Genomic DNA, 15,137 nt, shown 5'->3' on the forward strand with positions numbered 1-15,137 from the left:
TGCACAAAAGGATAAAGCCGCTCTGGTATTGCCAGAGCGGCTATAATATTATAAACTTTTCAGTTCAGCTATAACTTTGGCTACTGCATCCGCAGCTGCAACGTCTTCTTTCACAAATTGCTGACCGGTGATGTTTTCGAACAGCTCAATGTAACGTTCACTCACACTGTTGATAAACTCATCTGTCATTTCAGGTACCACCTGGCCTTCTTTACCCTGGAAACCGTTTTCCATCAACCATTCACGTACAAACTCTTTACTCAGCTGTTTCTGCTGCACACCATTCTGCTGGTTTTCTTCATAGCCTGCTGCATAGAAATAACGGGAAGAATCTGGCGTATGGATTTCGTCGATCACGTAAATGGTATCACCGATCTTTCCAAACTCATATTTAGTATCTACCAATATCAATCCACGTTGAGCTGCCAATTCCTTTCCTCTTTCAAACAAGGCCAGGGTATATTTTTCCAGTTGCTCATAATCCTCTTTGCTTACCAGCCCCTGAGCAATGATCTCTTCACGGGAAATATCCTCATCGTGTCCTTCATGCGCTTTGGTAGTAGGCGTGATGATTGGCGTAGGGAAAAAATCATTTTCTTTCAGTCCCTCTGGCATGGTAACGCCGCAAAGCACACGCTGACCGGATTTATATGTTCTCCACGCATGACCGGTAAGGTTACCGCGAACCACCATTTCAACGGGGAATGTTTCGCATTTCAAACCAATAGTAACATTAGGCAGCGGAGTGGACTTTACCCAGTTAGGAACAATATCCTTGGTAGCTTCCAGCATAATAGCCGCTACCTGGTTTAAAACCTGGCCTTTATAAGGAATAGGGCGTGGCAACACCACATCAAATGCAGAGATACGATCACTTACTACCATTACCATCAGTCTATCGTCAATGGTGTATACATCGCGTACTTTCCCTTTATAAAAGGCTGTCTGGCCTGGTAATTTGAAACTTGACTCCAACATGAGTAAAAAAATATTAATATTTAAAGATGAAATTCATATATAGTTTGCAAAAGTAAATAGGATTGAGGGATTTATTGTAATTAATGTAATTTTTTAAATATGATGGAATGTATTAAGTAAGAATAGTACAGCGGTAACTTTCCCGATCAGCTATTTCCATTCCCGGCCGGTATAACTGGTTTCAGGGTGTTGCGCGTTAATATTACTCGCGTATGGCTTAAGTAAACTAATGATGACCTCGTTTTCTGCATAAGGGGTTAGGTATTCCCGGAAATGACCGGGATCTGAGGTACTTACCTCTACAGGCAGGTAGCCCATGCCATAAAACCGGCCCTTCTCCATCAGGATACAGCTTTTTTCACTGCTATTACGGCCCTTGTCTATTATTACCATAGAAGGCTGTTGTGCTTGCAGGAAAGCTACTGCCGCCGTAATACGGGTGTTATAAATTACCGGCGGCTCTGCATTTTCACAGGCGCCCTTACAGGTAGCTGCCGTAATGCCGGCACAAGTGCCGCTCCCCTTCTGAAGGAAGCAAAGCTTAGGACAAAGGGCAAACTCCCGGATAAGCGCACGTAGCAACTGATGTCCGTCTGCCAGCAGGTTAAAGCTATGAACTGGTTGGGAATACTTCCTTTTCTTTTCAATAGCCAGGCGCAAGTACCCTTGCTGATCCTCAAACAGGTAAAGGCCATAACGAAATGTTACCTGTTTCTGGGCTTTATTAAAGATAGGCCACAACCGCTTTATCTCCACCGATTCCAGGATGCTGGCCATTAGTTCTGTAGCCGTTTCTTGATAGCTGATACGATGCACCGTACGCAAGAAGTGCTGTCGTTGCCGACTGATGCTATGACCGGTAAAATGGCTGTTGACCCGTTTGCGTAAATCTTTGGCCTTGCCCACATACACCACCTTATCTTTCTGATCGTGGAAGTAATAAACACCGGGATATTCAGGTAAGGTTTTCACCTGCTCAGGCGCCAGGTTAGGCGGCAGGAACTGTTCTTTAGATCCTTGTCTGAGGGCAGCTGCAATCACCTGATCCTTATCATTGGCCAATAGCAAGCTAAAGAGCCGGGCTGTGGCTTCCGCATCACCACCCGCCCGATGGCGCCCGTTAATGCCTATCCCAAAGTGCCTGCAAATATTACCCAGGCTATAAGAAGGCAAACCAGGAAATACTTTTCGCCCCAGCCGTACCGTGCAAAGCTTTTTGCACTGGAGTACCAACCCCGCCTGGCCCAGTTGATGCTTCATGAAAGCATAATCAAAATTGACGTTATGGGCCACAAAAATGCGGTCTTTGAGCAATTCATACAATAAGGGCGCTACAGCTTCAAAAGGAGGTGCATTGGCCACCATCTCATTGCTGATTCCAGTGAGCGACTCAATGTAATATGGAATAGGAATGCCGGGATTTACCAGCGTCTGGTAATGCTGGGTAACTTCCCTCCCATCATGAAGAAAAACGGCTACTTCCGTAATACCGTTGGCACTGGCATGGCCACCTGTCGTCTCAATATCTACAATTGCATACATCCGTTACAAATATATGGATTATTGCCACTTATACAAACGCCGCCGTCCTAACCAAACCCGCTATTCATGAATCATATTTAAAGTAATTTAAATAAAATATCATAAGGGACTAGCATTAAAATCCCTATCTTTAAGAGTACTCTTAAAAGTACCCCATTGCTATATCTGATCAGGCTTTTGAGGACCTCATAAAAAGTACACCAATATCTTTCATTGATCCATTTTTAAGGGGATGCTTCCGCCCGATATTTGTGAAACAATCAGTTTGAACAATAAGCTTTACCACTTGTTAAGATATAGTCCTGCAGCGGCTTTCGTTACATTCTTAAACAATCATTGATTCATTCTAAAACCACATTTACCCATGGCAAAACATCAATGGACAGCAGATTCCAATCACAGTGAAATAACATTTAAGATCCGTCACCTGATGATCACTAACGTTACTGGTAAATTCAATTCCTTCACGGTGGATGCAGAAACAGAAGAAGAAGATTTTATGACGGCGAAAGCGAATGTAACTATCGATGTAGATTCAATTGCTACCGGAACCAACGACCGGGACCAACATCTCCGCTCTCCAGACTTCTTTGATGTAAATAAATACCGGAACATCACCTTTACGGCCACTAAATATGTGAGCATCGACAACGACGGTTCCTACGAGCTATATGGCGATCTTACTATCCGTGATATTACCAAAAATATTAAGCTGTCTGTTGAATTCGGTGGTGTGGTAAAAGACCCGTGGGGCAATACCAAGGCTGGTTTTACCATTAATGGCAAAATTAACCGTAAAGATTTTGGTCTTACCTGGAATGCAGCCACCGAAAGCGGCGGTGTAATGGTAAGCGACGAAGTAAAGATCAACTGTGAGATACAATTGATCAAGAAATAGTGATCGTTCCGGGATATCCGGATGTTGATATACTTGTATAAAGAGGATATCTGCCTCTGGAAATCCCGGAAATAAAACTGGGATTATGAATGAGATAACCGGCCTACATCATATTACGGCCATTTCCGGCAATGCTAAAAAGAATTTTAACTTCTATACCCGCGTAATGGGGTTGCGTTTTGTAAAGAAAACTGTCAACTTTGATGATCCGCTCACTTACCATTTTTATTATGGGGATGAAACCGGTACGCCAGGCACTATCCTGACTTTCTTTCCTTGGGAAGATATCATGGCCGGGCGTCGGGGCAGCCACATGGTTACCGAAATCGGCTATTCCATTCCTGAAGGGAGCATTGATTTCTGGCTTAAACGTTTTGAAAAGGAAAATGTAATCTACAACAAGCCGTCTTCCAAGTTTGGAGAAATATACCTCACCTTCATTGATCCTGACGGCCTTAAAGTGGAATTAACAGTACCGGAAACACCCGACGACCGCATACCATGGGTAACCCATGAAGTAGCTGAAAACAATGCTACCCGAGGGTTTCATCATGTTACCTTAACGCTCGAAGATATACAGCCTACAGCCGACCTGCTGGTATCGGTGTTTGGTTACCAGTTGGCTAAGCAACATACGAACCGTTACCGCTTTGTGAGCCCGGCTGGTGATACCGCTAATTACATAGACCTGGTAGAAGCTAAGGGAGAGCCCCGCGGACATGTAGCCGGCGGCAGTGTACACCATATTGCTTTCCGTATGAAAGACGATGCCATGCAGATGCATTACCGGCAGTTGCTGGAAGACAGGGGACTGAACGCCACTCCGCAACTAGACCGTAAGTATTTCCGCTCTGTGTATTTCCGTGAGCCCGGCGGCGTTCTGTTTGAGCTGGCCACCGACGTTCCGGGCTTCACCATAGACGAACAGGTAGAGGAATTAGGCACTCATTTGATGCTGCCTGCACAATATGAGCCCATGCGTCACGAAATTGAGAAAAAACTGATTAAACTGGATTAATATGGATTTTAAACCAATGAAGTATGTGTTCCAACCAATAGGTAACGATAATGCCTATACGCTATTGTTATTACATGGTACCGGCGGTGATGAGCGCGACCTGCTACCGCTGGCTGGCACACTGGGGCAAGGCTTTAATGTATTGAGCTTGCGGGGAAACGTGGAAGAACATGGCATGCCCCGCTTCTTTCACCGTTTAGCCATGGGTGTATTTGATGAAGAAGATGTGCATTTCAGGACACATGAAATGGTGCACTTCCTGAAAGAGCTGGCTGCTATTGAAAGTTTCGACATTAATAAACTGATCGCTACCGGATATTCCAATGGCGCCAACATTGCCGGCGCCGCACTAATGTTATATCCTGAATTATTGGCCGGCACTGTATTATTCCGTCCTATGCAACCGCTGAGCGGCATAGAAGATAGTTTTGAAACACAAAGGCAACAACCTGTATTTATGAGTTCCGGCATACAAGACGGCACCGTAGATCCGGCTGCCACAACTGCCTATGCTTCGTTATTAAGTGCTAATGGCTTCCAGGTGAGCGCACATCAGATTAATGCAGGCCATAACCTGGTACAACAAGACATTACATTGGCCACACAATGGATAAAAGATCATTTTTAATAAATCATATACTGTAAAACATACACATGGACCAGGAAGCAAAAGTAACTTTAACAGGTAATACTTACCAGGTATCAATAGCCGCCAGGGGACACCGCTGGCTGTCGGATGAACCGAAAGATTTTGGCGGTACCGATACTGCCCCCCAGCCGGGAGAACTGTTATTGAGCAGCTTAGGCGCCTGCACAGCCATCACAATAAAAATGTATGCTAACAGAAAAAAATGGCCTGTCGATAATATTGAGGTGGAGGTACGCTTCAATAGCGCCGCCAGGCCAGATCCGCTCACCACAGTAATAGATATGGACATTCATCTTACCGGAAACCTTAGCCAGGAACAACGGGACCGCTTGTTACAAATCGCCCGCTCCTGCCCTGTTCATAAGATGTTAAGTAATCCTATCATTATGAATACAAAAGCTATTTAAGCTGTGGCGCCTCTCCCAATAAACCTTATTGCGATGGCTCCCATATTAAAAATTAATTTTTCCAATAACTTCTAGCCCCCTTTTATATGGAACTCACTATCAGGAATAATACGGCCAAACATCAGTTTGAAACAGAAGTAGACGGTCATACTGCCATGATCGCTTACTCCCTTTCTCCTGGCGGCATCGCTTTTTTACATACCGAAGTGTCGCCCGAATTGGAAGGCAAAGGCGTTGCCGGACAACTGGCGCAATATGTATTGAATTACGCCCGGGAAAACCATCTGAAAGTAAAAGCATATTGTCCTTACGTAAACGCCTATATGAAAAGACATCCGGAGTATAATGATCTGTTATAAACACATACCTTTAACATAAGGGCCACAGCAATGCGGTATTGCTGTGGCCCTTACAACTTCTGTTGAAATCTATTACATTATTTTCTGTCGTTCATAGCATCTTTAATAGCCCTGGCAGAGTCTTGGTGGACTTTTAAAGTTGGTAAGGTATTCCTGGCCCAGGATTTCAATTCATCGTCGGCTACATTATCGGATGCTGCTTCAAATTCTTTTACCACTTTATCGTGGTCTTCTACCATCATGTTTATATAAGATTTATCGAAATCTCTACCAGACTTCTTACTGAGATCATCTATATGTTTTTTATCTTCTGTAGATAATTCTGCCGGCAGTGCAATATTTCTCTTTTGTGCTAACGCCTTTAGTTCATCCCCGGCTTTAGTATGATCATTTACCATCATAGTAGCAAAAGCCCTTACCCTTTCATTCTGGGATTTATCTTGCACCAACTTGCTCGCAGCTATTTCCATCATGCCTCCGTCGGCAGCGTCTACTGCAAAACTAGAGGACTTTTCATCAACAGGTTTTACAGAGGCATTAACGTCCTGGGCACTGTCTACTGGTGTTTCAGACTGTGGATTTTTAGTGTTGTTCGCACAGGATTGGGCCATCCAGATAGTTAAACAGGTAGCTGATAAAAAAAGTAATTTCCTCATTGTTTATTGTTTTGGGTTTATAATAGGAGTATAGTATACAGGAGAGTTTTTACAAAAAAAGTACCTATATAAAACCAATTGCTACAACTAGCTACAGTAAGGAGTTCGATAACCAATTACGGGTAACGTCTGCCGTTAGTGATTGTAGATGCTTTTCCCCATAACGTAAAAAAACCTGATCATTTATTTTCCTGCAACGGAAAATAAATGATCAGGTCGTTAGGTGTAAAAGCCCCCAATTATTTATATCAATGCGAAGATTGTGCTACCTGGTAAATAAGCACAATAGCGATAATGATACCGATAATAAGGCTTACAATCTTGATCCAGCTGTAAGGCCTGTCGCCGGTAACTTCGCCGGTGCAAGCATTTACAACAAAATGGTACAATTTACCATTATAACGGTAGGCGCTGATCCATACGGGCAGGAGTAAATATTTCAACCCAAGGCGGTTGTATGCCACCTGGTAGTTGTTGATCACCTGTTCATCCCCTCCGATATCATCCAATATATTTTCCCTGATGGCGGGGTCCATTCTCTTCTTGGCAATCACCAGCGCCTGTTCAGCATTCGTTTGGAAAAGCTCAGCCCGGAAGCCACTCAGGTAACGGCCATCATATTTCTTCAACTCATCGAGTCGCCAGGGCTCTAGTATCTGGGCCATTTTCAGTGGCAAAGACGGGCTGGCAGATACCAATACATCACGGAAGCTATTATTAACTGCGCCTGAAGCTGGGTACCAGGCCGTATGGTGTACTTGCCGGGTACGGGTTTCCGTTTTGCCGTTCACTTCCTCTGTATAGGTTTCTGTGGTATAATAATATTCGCCACGTTCACCGGCATAAACGGTGTACGTGTCTGTATCATAGCTCCAATGGGGAATATACACTCCTTTCAATTGCTGGGAGGAACCGTCCTTTACTTTCTTTACCAGATCAGAAGGGGCAAACCATAGTTTGCTCATCCAGGTCCGGAAATACTGCAAGGCTTCACTATCTTTTACCATAAAAGGCAATACATAGTGGGGTTGTAATATAGCAGTAGTTTGGGTGGTATCAACTACTAACGGGGAAGCACAAAAAGGGCATGCGTCTGCCGTTACATTTGGCAACATGGTAGTAGTAGCACCACAACCCACACATTTTACGACTACAGCTTCCTGTGTGGCTCCGGTATGATTTTGTTGCGCTGCAATGAAATCATCGTAATCAATCGCATGGATCGTATCGGGAACCGTACTATCCGTAATCTGGTTAACGGTTCCGCAGTATTCGCACCGGAGGCTGTTGGTGCCCGGCGCATAATGGAGGATAGCTCCACAATTCTGGCATTTTAACGAATTGACCGTTTCACTGGTTTTTTCCTCAAAAGACATAGGAATATTTTAGGGTCTGGTGATGCAATCATCACCAGATCATTAATTTTTTAAGGTAATGGCGGTGGCACAGTAGCCAATACAGGAGCCAGGTCCGGCACAGTAGCCGCAGCTGCCCAGGCGGGCATACCGGTTTTCCATACCAGCGTTTGTGCATTGAGGTTACCGGCAGCAGCCAGTTGTTTCAATTGCTCCATATCAAACGGGCCACTTTGCTGACCATTCACCGCCACATAAAAAGGAGTGGCAGCAGGTAATGGCGGTGGCGTTTGCCCGCCAGCGTTAGCCGGTTGATTATTATTCTGGAAGATATTACCAACCTGCCCCATCATAGCTGCACCCATACCTGCACCCAGGCCAGCTGCTGCTAAACCGCCTCCGGATGGATTTTCCGCAGCTTTCTCCAGGGAGTTGGCCGCCTGGAACTGCGCGTAGGCGCTCAGATTACCAACAATGCCCATGCTACTGCGTTTATCAAGAGCTGCTTCCACTTCTGGTGGCAAGGAAATATTTTCTATCAGGAACTTAGTGAGTTCCAGTCCCAGTTCATTGAACTCTGAGCCTATTTTACCGGTAATCAGACCAGATACTTCTTCATAGTTAGCAGCGAGGTCGAGCACCGGAATCTTAGCTTCTGCAATAGCTTCCATACCACGGGATACAGCGAGGTTACGTAACTGCTCGTTGATACCTTCTACTGTATATTCCGGATTAGTGGCCGCTACTTCCTTAAGGAACTGGGCAGCGTCTTTCACGCGGAAAGCATAACTACCAAAAGCACGGAGCCTGATCGGACCAAATTCTGCGTCACGCAGCATCACAGGGTTTTTAGTGCCCCATTTCTGGTTAGTGAACTGCCGCATGCTCACAAAGAAAACGTCTGCTTTAAAAGGGCTGTTAAAGCCATATTTCCATCCCTGTAAAGTACTCAATACAGGCATATTCTGTGTAGTTAACGTATACATGCCGGGGGTAAATACATCGGCAATTTTACCTTCATTCATAAAAACGGCCACCTGCGATTCCCGCACAGTGAGTTTCGCGTTCATTTTTATTTCATTCTGGTAACGGGGAAACTTCCACACAATTGTATCGGCAGACGGGTCAGTCCACTCGATAATGTCAACAAATTCATTTCTGAGTTTATCAAAAATTCCCATAGTAACAGGTTTTATAGTCCGCCAAATTTATAGAATAATTTATTTGAATAACTGATAATGAAAAGTTATAATTTTTGTGGAACCTGCTTCCCCGCCGTTTTCAGCCAGGTTTCCAGGAGGGCCGGCCATGTTTTTCCGGCAGGATTGCCTGTTCTTAGTCCATAACCATGGCCACCATGCGCGTAAAAATGCAGCTCTACGGGTACTTTAGCATCTCTCAAGGCTCCCACCATAACCAGGGCGCTGTTACTATATGGATCGTCGGCGGTAGCGAAAAGAAACATCGGAGGCGTTTGGGCGTCTATCTTCAGTTCCGGGGTCAGGGACCTATTATTGCCCTTATCAAGGTAAGCGGGATAGATCAGAATACCGAAAGCCGGGCGAGCAGACAATTCATCAGACTTATCTACTGGCGTATAAGTATGTTCGTTATATAAGGTGGCTGTCCTGGCGGTGAGGCTTCCTCCAGCCGAAAAGCCCATCATACCTATCTTTTCCGGTTGCAATTGCCATTCAGCAGCGCGGCTGCGCACTATGCGCATGGCCCGTTGTGCATCTTGTAAAGCGCCCATTTCTTTTTTGGGCACCCGGTACTGCAATACAAAAGCGGTATACCCCAATTGATTGAGCCAGGCCGCTATTTCATATCCTTCCAGATTTACGGCCAGGATACTATATCCTCCTCCGGGACATACGATCACGCCAATGCCTGTATTACCTTCAGCTGGCGCAGGAAATACTTCCAGGATCGGATCTGTTATATCTGTGAGCCGCTTTACATGGTTACTGCTATCTCCCGTTACTACAGCCGGTTGTTTAGCGACTGTTTCCCCTGGCACTGCCTGGGGCCAAAGATGGATCACCTGCTGCTGTGCATGTATGGTGGTATTAAGTCCCAACATTGTCAATAAGATTACTAATTGTTTCATCACTGGAATTTCAAGGTAATAAAACAAATGTAGTAAATGTAAGGACAGATAAAAAGACAGCCTTCCAAAAGGGAAGCTGTGATATCAACCCAACCGGTAAAATACTTGCAAAGCTAGTTGGTACAAAGGATGTAAAGTACTTAAATGCAGCATTCAGAAGCAGCATAGGGGAAGTAATCATTACAACAAAAGGTTACTCACTGCAATGAATATATGATTTTATTGCTTATACAAAAGCGCTAACGCCGGTAATAGCCCTGCCCACAATAAGGGAATTAATTTCTTTCGTTCCTTCATATGAATAAATAGCCTCTGCATCCGCCACAAAGCGGGCTACATTGTATTCCAACAGAATGCCATTGCCGCCCATCACTTCACGGGCACGGCTCACTACATCCCGGGTACGAAGCGTACAGAATACCTTCGCCAGGGAAGCATGTTCATCTTTCAGCTGGCCGGCATCCTGTATTTCAGACAAACGGTACACCATGGTTTGCATTGCCGTCAGATTGGAAAGCATTTCCACCAGGTGGCCTTGTATCAATTGGAAAGAAGAAATAGTTTTTCCGAACTGATTACGGGAACGGGTATACGCTAATGCATTTTCGTAGGCGCCCCTGGCGCAACCAACGGCTTCCCATGCCACGCCAGCGCGGGTCATGCGCAATACACGGGCTGTATCTTTAAAAGAATTGGCTTGCTGCAGGCGGTCTGCCTCTTTAATGCGGCAATCTTTTAGTGTAATCAGTCCGTTCTGTACAATACGCAAGGCCATTTTATCATGGATCTTTTCCACACTGAAACCAGGGGTGCCTTTTCTCAAAAGAAAACCTTTCACCTGGTTATCATCCACATCTTTAGCCCAAATCACTATTACGTCGGCAAATGTAGCATTGCCTATCCATTTTTTCTGGCCGTTTAACACCCAGGCGTCCCCTTCCCGTTTCGCCGTGGTCGTTAAACCGCCGGCCGCACCAGACCCCACTTCCGGTTCTGTAAGCCCGAAAGCGCCAATAATATTTAATTGTTGCATACCTGGCAACCACTCTTGTTTTTGGGCATCGGATCCAAGCAGGTATACCGACCCCATGGCCAGCCCGCTCTGCACACCAAAAAAAGTGGCAATGGAAGCATCTATCCTGGCCATTTCCATGGCAATGATCCCTTCCATAAGGAAAGAGCGGTTGGGGCAACCATATCCTTCATAGGTCACCCCACAGATATTCAGTTCCTTGAATTTGGGAATAATTTCAAATGGAAATTCCGCTTTCAACCAGTATTCATTAACCAACGGCTGTATTTCCTTTTCCATAAACGCCCGCACTTTCAGTTGCAAAGCCCTATCTTCTTCATTCAACTTCCCTCCCAAATTGTAGAAATCGCCATCTATAGGCGGCAATGCTTTTTTGCCCTGGCTGCCACCCAACATTTTCAACAATCCATTGAGCTGGTTATCGTTCATCTGCGCCACAGATGCGATCACTTTAGGTAGATCTACTTTTTCAGAAAGTTTAGCGAGCATATTGAAGTCGATATGCTGCAGCAAGCGGTAAGCGTTCTTCAGTTTTGAGAATGTTCCGGACATCTTGCAGGATTTTATATAAATGTACGGAATCGGGTCAACTTAATACGGCCCCCAGCCAAACGCTTACAGCGGAATGGCTGGGGGCCGGTATTTGCACGGAGTGGTGGTCCCGTTAGCTTTATTCTATTACAAAACTTTTCTTCAACCGGATATCTTCTGAGGAAGCGCCTACCAGCACCTCAAACTCACCAGGCTCTACGGTCCAGTTCATATTACGGTCTAGTAATGCCAGATCGTCTGGATGCAGTACAAATTGCAAGGTCTTTTTCTCTCCAGGTTCCAGGGTTACTCTTTCAAAACCGCGCAGCTGCATCACATAAGTAGTTACACTGCTCACCTTATCCTTGATATAGAGCTGTACCACCTCATCTCCTTTTCGTTTACCCGTATTAGTTATATCCACATTGATTTTAATATCCCCTTGGGAGGCTTGCTTTTCAGGTGTTACCGCCAGATTACTATACTTAAATTCAGTATAGCTCAAACCGAAGCCAAAAGGATATAGGGCGCCATTTACACTTGTATTGCCGTAACCGTTATTACCAGAGGAGGGCTGACCCGCATGGGAGCCAGGTTTGAAAGGGAAATTCAGCTCAATCTGCCCCATTGTTTTAGGGAAAGTAACGGAAAGGCGGCCACCGGGGTTGTAATCGCCAAACAGGGCTTCTGCAATAGCAGTACCGCCCTGCGGGCCAGGAAACCAGGCTTCCATAATAGCAGGCAGGTTTTGTTGTTCCCAATTGATGGTAAGTGGCTGTCCGTTGATAAGTACCGCAATAACCGGTTTACCGGTAGCATGCAGTGCCTGTAATAATTGTAACTGGCGGCCAGGGAGCGCCAGGTCTGTACGTGAAAGACTTTCCCCTACTCTCTTTTCATCTTCCCCTACCACTGCTACAATTACATCGGCCTGTTGCGCCTTACTAACGGCGTCGTCTATACCGGCTTTTTCTGCTGCGCTGAGTGGCGTAGGTACCAGTTCTGTGCCAGGCCATCCTGGGTTCACTACATCACAGCCTTGGGTATATTGTACATCTATATTTTTACCGGCCAGTTGCATGATCCCATCCAGCACAGCAGTTACTTTATTATTAGCGGGGCCATAACGGCTTACAGCATACGTAGCATGGGTAGCCAGAGGGCCTGTCACCAGGATATGGTGTATCTTTTCCCTATCTAACGGTAATGTTTCCTTTTCATTTTTAAGCAACACCAATGATTCGCGGTTCAATTGCAAAGCAAAGGCTTCATCAGCGGTTGTATGCACACCTTTATCAGCCAGTTTCGCATCTGTATAAGGTTGATCAAAGAGCCCTAAACGGAATTTCACGCGCAGTACATCTGCCACACGGCTATCGATAGTTTTCATAGACAACTTGCCTTCCTGCACTAATTCACGCAGGGGCAGGATGAATTTTTCCGGCGGCGTAAAGTTGGTGCGTACGTTAAGACCCGCTTCTACCACTTGTCTTACTGCATCTTTGTAGTCGGCGGCTACATGGTGTTTGGTGAAGAGGTATTCTACCGCTTCACTATCGGACACCACATACCCGGTAAAACCATATACTTCACGCAGTAACTGAGTGAGAAAATAGTAGCTGCCGGTAACAGGCACTCCATCGTAATCGTTATAGCTGCTCATCACACCCATAGGATGGGCTTCTGTGATCACGCGGCGAAAAGGGTACAAGAATATCTGGTGCATTTCACGGGGCGCCACATGCGGGTCTGTGCGGGCATCTCCATCGCGGCCACCTTTAGGCATGCTGTAAACAGCAAAATGTTTCAAGGTAGCAGCTACACCTTCCTCCTGTACGCCCAGTGTCATTTGTTTACCTAATTCCGCTATCAGGAAAGGGTCTTCCCCATAGCATTCCACCACCCTGCCCCAGCGTGGGTCACGGGCGGGGTCCAGTATTGGCACATATACATTCGTATAGCCAAGCAGTTTAGCTTCACGGCCTACGATATGACCAGCCTGGCTTACCAGTTGTCGATTCCAGGTACTGCCAATTCCAATAGGCGCGCAGAGTGGCGTAGCCCGGTCGTGGCAAAGGCCGTGAATACCTTCATTGGTAAAATCAACAGGAACCCCCAGGCGTGTTTCCTCAATAAACCATTTCTGTATGGTGTTTATGGCGTTAGCATGTTTGCTGAAGGGATAGGAATATTCGGATTGCGCCTTTTTATTGTAGGGCAAGCTGTTAAGCTCCTCATCTATATTAGCGATACCATCTTTCCATACCTCTTGTTTCCAATTAGGGGTAGGCATTTCATCTTTCAGTACGCGGCCATATCCATATAGGGTGGCCATCTGACAAGTTTTTTCTTCCAGGGTCATCTGGGAAAGCAGGTCTCGTACCCGTTTCTCCACTGGCTGGCGGGGGTCTTCAAAAATATCCTTCCGGCCGTTTTTGTTGAAATCGATCCAACCTTCGTGGTAAATGGAGGTTGTTTTCTGAGCGTTGGCGATAGTGGCAATGAAGGCTGCCAATATCATACCCGTGGAAATTTTTTTGGTCCAGTATATATACATTCCAGGCATATTTTTATATCGTCTAACCAATTTACGCGTCATTGCAATGGATTGCAAAAAATCATCAAAATAACATTATATTAAATTAATATACTATCAGTGCTGTATTTAGCATAGATGGCAGTAACTACGCTAGTGGCTAACAGAGCGGGTTTAACGCAAAAAGGGGTTGCTGAGTAATTCAGGCAACCCCGGTTTTAAAAATAACACAACTAAGAAAACTATTAAAAGAGATGTAGCTGCTTACGCCAAAATATAGTCATAGCAGTTAATGCTATGACGCGATAATTTTCAAATCCCTCTATTTATTTTAAAAAAAATTTCCGGCGGCAATTGCCCTCCAATAGCGGCTTATTTCATGTTTATTAACAAAAAGATAGTTACATTCGCAGCGAACCGTTTTCATATTTTTATATAAAATATCCTGAAGGTTAAATGATTACATCGCCTTCTTACCAGGCATATAAAGAGTTGTTTTATTCGCAATACAATGACTTATGCAACTATGCCTATAGTTTCCTGAAAGATGATGCTGCTGCAGAAGATGTAGTACAGGAAACCTTCATCAAGCTCTGGGAGAAGCACCGCGAGCAAATTGGTATTCCCAATATAAAGGCTTATCTGTTCCGGGCAGTTCGTAATAATTCTATTTCAGCGCTACGGAAACAATATACGGAAAACGCGAGCCAGAAAGGATTTGAATCATTTGTGGAGATAGCAGAAAATCCGGATACCCTGGAGATAGAGAACGCCAAGCCGTATTTTGAGCAACTGGTATATGAAGCGATTGCCAATCTGCCGCCACAGTGCCGGGAAGTGTTTACCTGTTGCAGGATACAGGGCATGACCCACCTGCAAACGGCACAGAAATTGGGGCTTTCTGCCAAAACTGTTGAAAATTACATGGGACGTGCATTAAAGTTGTTACGCAAATACCTGCAACAGTATGGTTTACCCATGAGCATTATTTTTTTATTGAAATTAATCCTCCCTTAAATAGAGGGTGATGACAATTAAGCGCGTTAATAAATTAGAGCATACACT

Annotated in this window: 14 protein-coding genes and 1 pseudogene; 7 read left to right on the forward strand and 8 right to left on the reverse strand. The window is 45.1% G+C overall.

Translation table 11 applies throughout. The features are described from left to right. Positions 1–48 precede the first annotated feature (48 nt). Positions 49–978 carry a phosphoribosylaminoimidazolesuccinocarboxamide synthase gene (locus ACDQ55_RS19940; RefSeq protein ID WP_420983354.1) on the reverse strand — a complete coding sequence of 310 codons (930 nt, stop codon included), beginning with the start codon at positions 976–978 and terminating at the stop codon, positions 49–51. A 150-nt stretch (positions 979–1,128) separates the two neighbouring features. Next, a complete protein-coding gene (locus ACDQ55_RS19945; protein WP_420983356.1) occupies positions 1,129–2,520 on the reverse strand; it encodes an exonuclease domain-containing protein in 1,392 nt (463 codons plus the stop codon). A 364-nt stretch (positions 2,521–2,884) separates the two neighbouring features. Here ACDQ55_RS19945 and ACDQ55_RS19950 point away from each other — a divergent pair, with 364 nt between their 5' ends. From ACDQ55_RS19950 to ACDQ55_RS19975, 6 genes and pseudogenes are all read left to right on the forward strand, one after another. After that, positions 2,885–3,418 (forward strand): YceI family protein, encoded by a 534-nt coding sequence (locus ACDQ55_RS19950; protein ID WP_420983358.1) that lies wholly within the window; start codon positions 2,885–2,887, stop codon positions 3,416–3,418. Positions 3,419–3,503: 85 nt separating this feature from the next. After that, on the forward strand, positions 3,504–4,436 hold the full coding sequence (locus ACDQ55_RS19955; protein WP_420983360.1) for a ring-cleaving dioxygenase: 933 nt from the start codon (positions 3,504–3,506) through the stop codon (positions 4,434–4,436). A 1-nt stretch (position 4,437) separates the two neighbouring features. Next, positions 4,438–5,064 carry an alpha/beta hydrolase gene (locus ACDQ55_RS19960; protein ID WP_420983362.1) on the forward strand — a complete coding sequence of 209 codons (627 nt, stop codon included), beginning with the start codon at positions 4,438–4,440 and terminating at the stop codon, positions 5,062–5,064. 26 nt (positions 5,065–5,090) lie between these two features. After that, a complete protein-coding gene (locus ACDQ55_RS19965; RefSeq protein WP_420983363.1) occupies positions 5,091–5,492 on the forward strand; it encodes an OsmC family protein in 402 nt (133 codons plus the stop codon). Beyond that, a pseudogene (locus tag ACDQ55_RS19970) lies at positions 5,492–5,548 on the forward strand (CDGSH iron-sulfur domain-containing protein); the annotation flags it as partial. The gene ACDQ55_RS19965 and the pseudogene ACDQ55_RS19970, both read left to right, overlap by 1 nt. Before the next feature lie 30 nt (positions 5,549–5,578). After that, positions 5,579–5,851, forward strand: a complete 273-nt coding sequence (locus ACDQ55_RS19975; protein WP_420983364.1) for a GNAT family N-acetyltransferase — start codon at positions 5,579–5,581, stop codon at positions 5,849–5,851. A 77-nt stretch (positions 5,852–5,928) separates the two neighbouring features. On the opposite strand, the gene ACDQ55_RS19980 is transcribed toward ACDQ55_RS19975, so the two are convergent. The 6 genes from ACDQ55_RS19980 to ACDQ55_RS20005 form a co-directional block, all read right to left on the reverse strand. Further along, on the reverse strand, positions 5,929–6,507 hold the full coding sequence (locus ACDQ55_RS19980; protein ID WP_420983365.1) for a DUF4142 domain-containing protein: 579 nt from the start codon (positions 6,505–6,507) through the stop codon (positions 5,929–5,931). A 248-nt stretch (positions 6,508–6,755) separates the two neighbouring features. After that, the gene (locus tag ACDQ55_RS19985; protein WP_420983366.1) at positions 6,756–7,883 is read right to left on the reverse strand and encodes a zinc finger domain-containing protein; all 1,128 of its coding nucleotides are present in this window, start codon (positions 7,881–7,883) and stop codon (positions 6,756–6,758) included. A gap of 50 nt (positions 7,884–7,933) precedes the next feature. Continuing rightward, positions 7,934–9,043: an SPFH domain-containing protein gene (locus ACDQ55_RS19990; RefSeq protein ID WP_420983368.1), complete on the reverse strand. Its 1,110-nt coding sequence runs from the start codon at positions 9,041–9,043 to the stop codon at positions 7,934–7,936. Positions 9,044–9,108: 65 nt separating this feature from the next. Further along, positions 9,109–9,972 carry an alpha/beta hydrolase gene (locus tag ACDQ55_RS19995; RefSeq protein WP_420983370.1) on the reverse strand — a complete coding sequence of 288 codons (864 nt, stop codon included), beginning with the start codon at positions 9,970–9,972 and terminating at the stop codon, positions 9,109–9,111. A 226-nt stretch (positions 9,973–10,198) separates the two neighbouring features. Continuing rightward, positions 10,199–11,557, reverse strand: coding sequence for an acyl-CoA dehydrogenase family protein (locus ACDQ55_RS20000; RefSeq protein ID WP_420983372.1), 1,359 nt, complete (start codon positions 11,555–11,557; stop codon positions 10,199–10,201). 118 nt (positions 11,558–11,675) lie between these two features. Next, on the reverse strand, positions 11,676–14,057 hold the full coding sequence (locus tag ACDQ55_RS20005; RefSeq protein WP_420983374.1) for a glycoside hydrolase family 3 C-terminal domain-containing protein: 2,382 nt from the start codon (positions 14,055–14,057) through the stop codon (positions 11,676–11,678). Positions 14,058–14,528: 471 nt separating this feature from the next. Here ACDQ55_RS20005 and ACDQ55_RS20010 point away from each other — a divergent pair, with 471 nt between their 5' ends. Continuing rightward, positions 14,529–15,089 (forward strand): RNA polymerase sigma-70 factor, encoded by a 561-nt coding sequence (locus ACDQ55_RS20010; protein ID WP_420983375.1) that lies wholly within the window; start codon positions 14,529–14,531, stop codon positions 15,087–15,089. Positions 15,090–15,137: the final 48 nt, after the last annotated feature.

The sequence above is a fragment of the Chitinophaga sp. 30R24 genome, from assembly GCF_049056765.1.
Lineage (GTDB): Bacteria > Bacteroidota > Bacteroidia > Chitinophagales > Chitinophagaceae > Chitinophaga.

Coding starts and splice junctions, on each gene's coding strand:
- ACDQ55_RS19960 (WP_420983362.1), top strand. CDS start 4,438: ATGGATTTTAAACCAATGAAGTATGTGTTCCAACCAATAGGTAACGAT.
- ACDQ55_RS19955 (WP_420983360.1), top strand. CDS start 3,504: ATGAATGAGATAACCGGCCTACATCATATTACGGCCATTTCCGGCAAT.
- ACDQ55_RS20005 (WP_420983374.1), bottom strand. CDS start 14,057: ATGATATTGGCAGCCTTCATTGCCACTATCGCCAACGCTCAGAAAACA.
- ACDQ55_RS19980 (WP_420983365.1), bottom strand. CDS start 6,507: ATGAGGAAATTACTTTTTTTATCAGCTACCTGTTTAACTATCTGGATG.
- ACDQ55_RS19975 (WP_420983364.1), top strand. CDS start 5,579: ATGGAACTCACTATCAGGAATAATACGGCCAAACATCAGTTTGAAACA.
- ACDQ55_RS19985 (WP_420983366.1), bottom strand. CDS start 7,883: ATGTCTTTTGAGGAAAAAACCAGTGAAACGGTCAATTCGTTAAAATGC.
- ACDQ55_RS19945 (WP_420983356.1), bottom strand. CDS start 2,520: ATGTATGCAATTGTAGATATTGAGACGACAGGTGGCCATGCCAGTGCC.
- ACDQ55_RS19940 (WP_420983354.1), bottom strand. CDS start 978: ATGTTGGAGTCAAGTTTCAAATTACCAGGCCAGACAGCCTTTTATAAA.
- ACDQ55_RS19990 (WP_420983368.1), bottom strand. CDS start 9,043: ATGGGAATTTTTGATAAACTCAGAAATGAATTTGTTGACATTATCGAG.
- ACDQ55_RS19995 (WP_420983370.1), bottom strand. CDS start 9,972: ATGAAACAATTAGTAATCTTATTGACAATGTTGGGACTTAATACCACC.
- ACDQ55_RS20010 (WP_420983375.1), top strand. CDS start 14,529: ATGATTACATCGCCTTCTTACCAGGCATATAAAGAGTTGTTTTATTCG.
- ACDQ55_RS19950 (WP_420983358.1), top strand. CDS start 2,885: ATGGCAAAACATCAATGGACAGCAGATTCCAATCACAGTGAAATAACA.
- ACDQ55_RS19965 (WP_420983363.1), top strand. CDS start 5,091: ATGGACCAGGAAGCAAAAGTAACTTTAACAGGTAATACTTACCAGGTA.
- ACDQ55_RS20000 (WP_420983372.1), bottom strand. CDS start 11,557: ATGTCCGGAACATTCTCAAAACTGAAGAACGCTTACCGCTTGCTGCAG.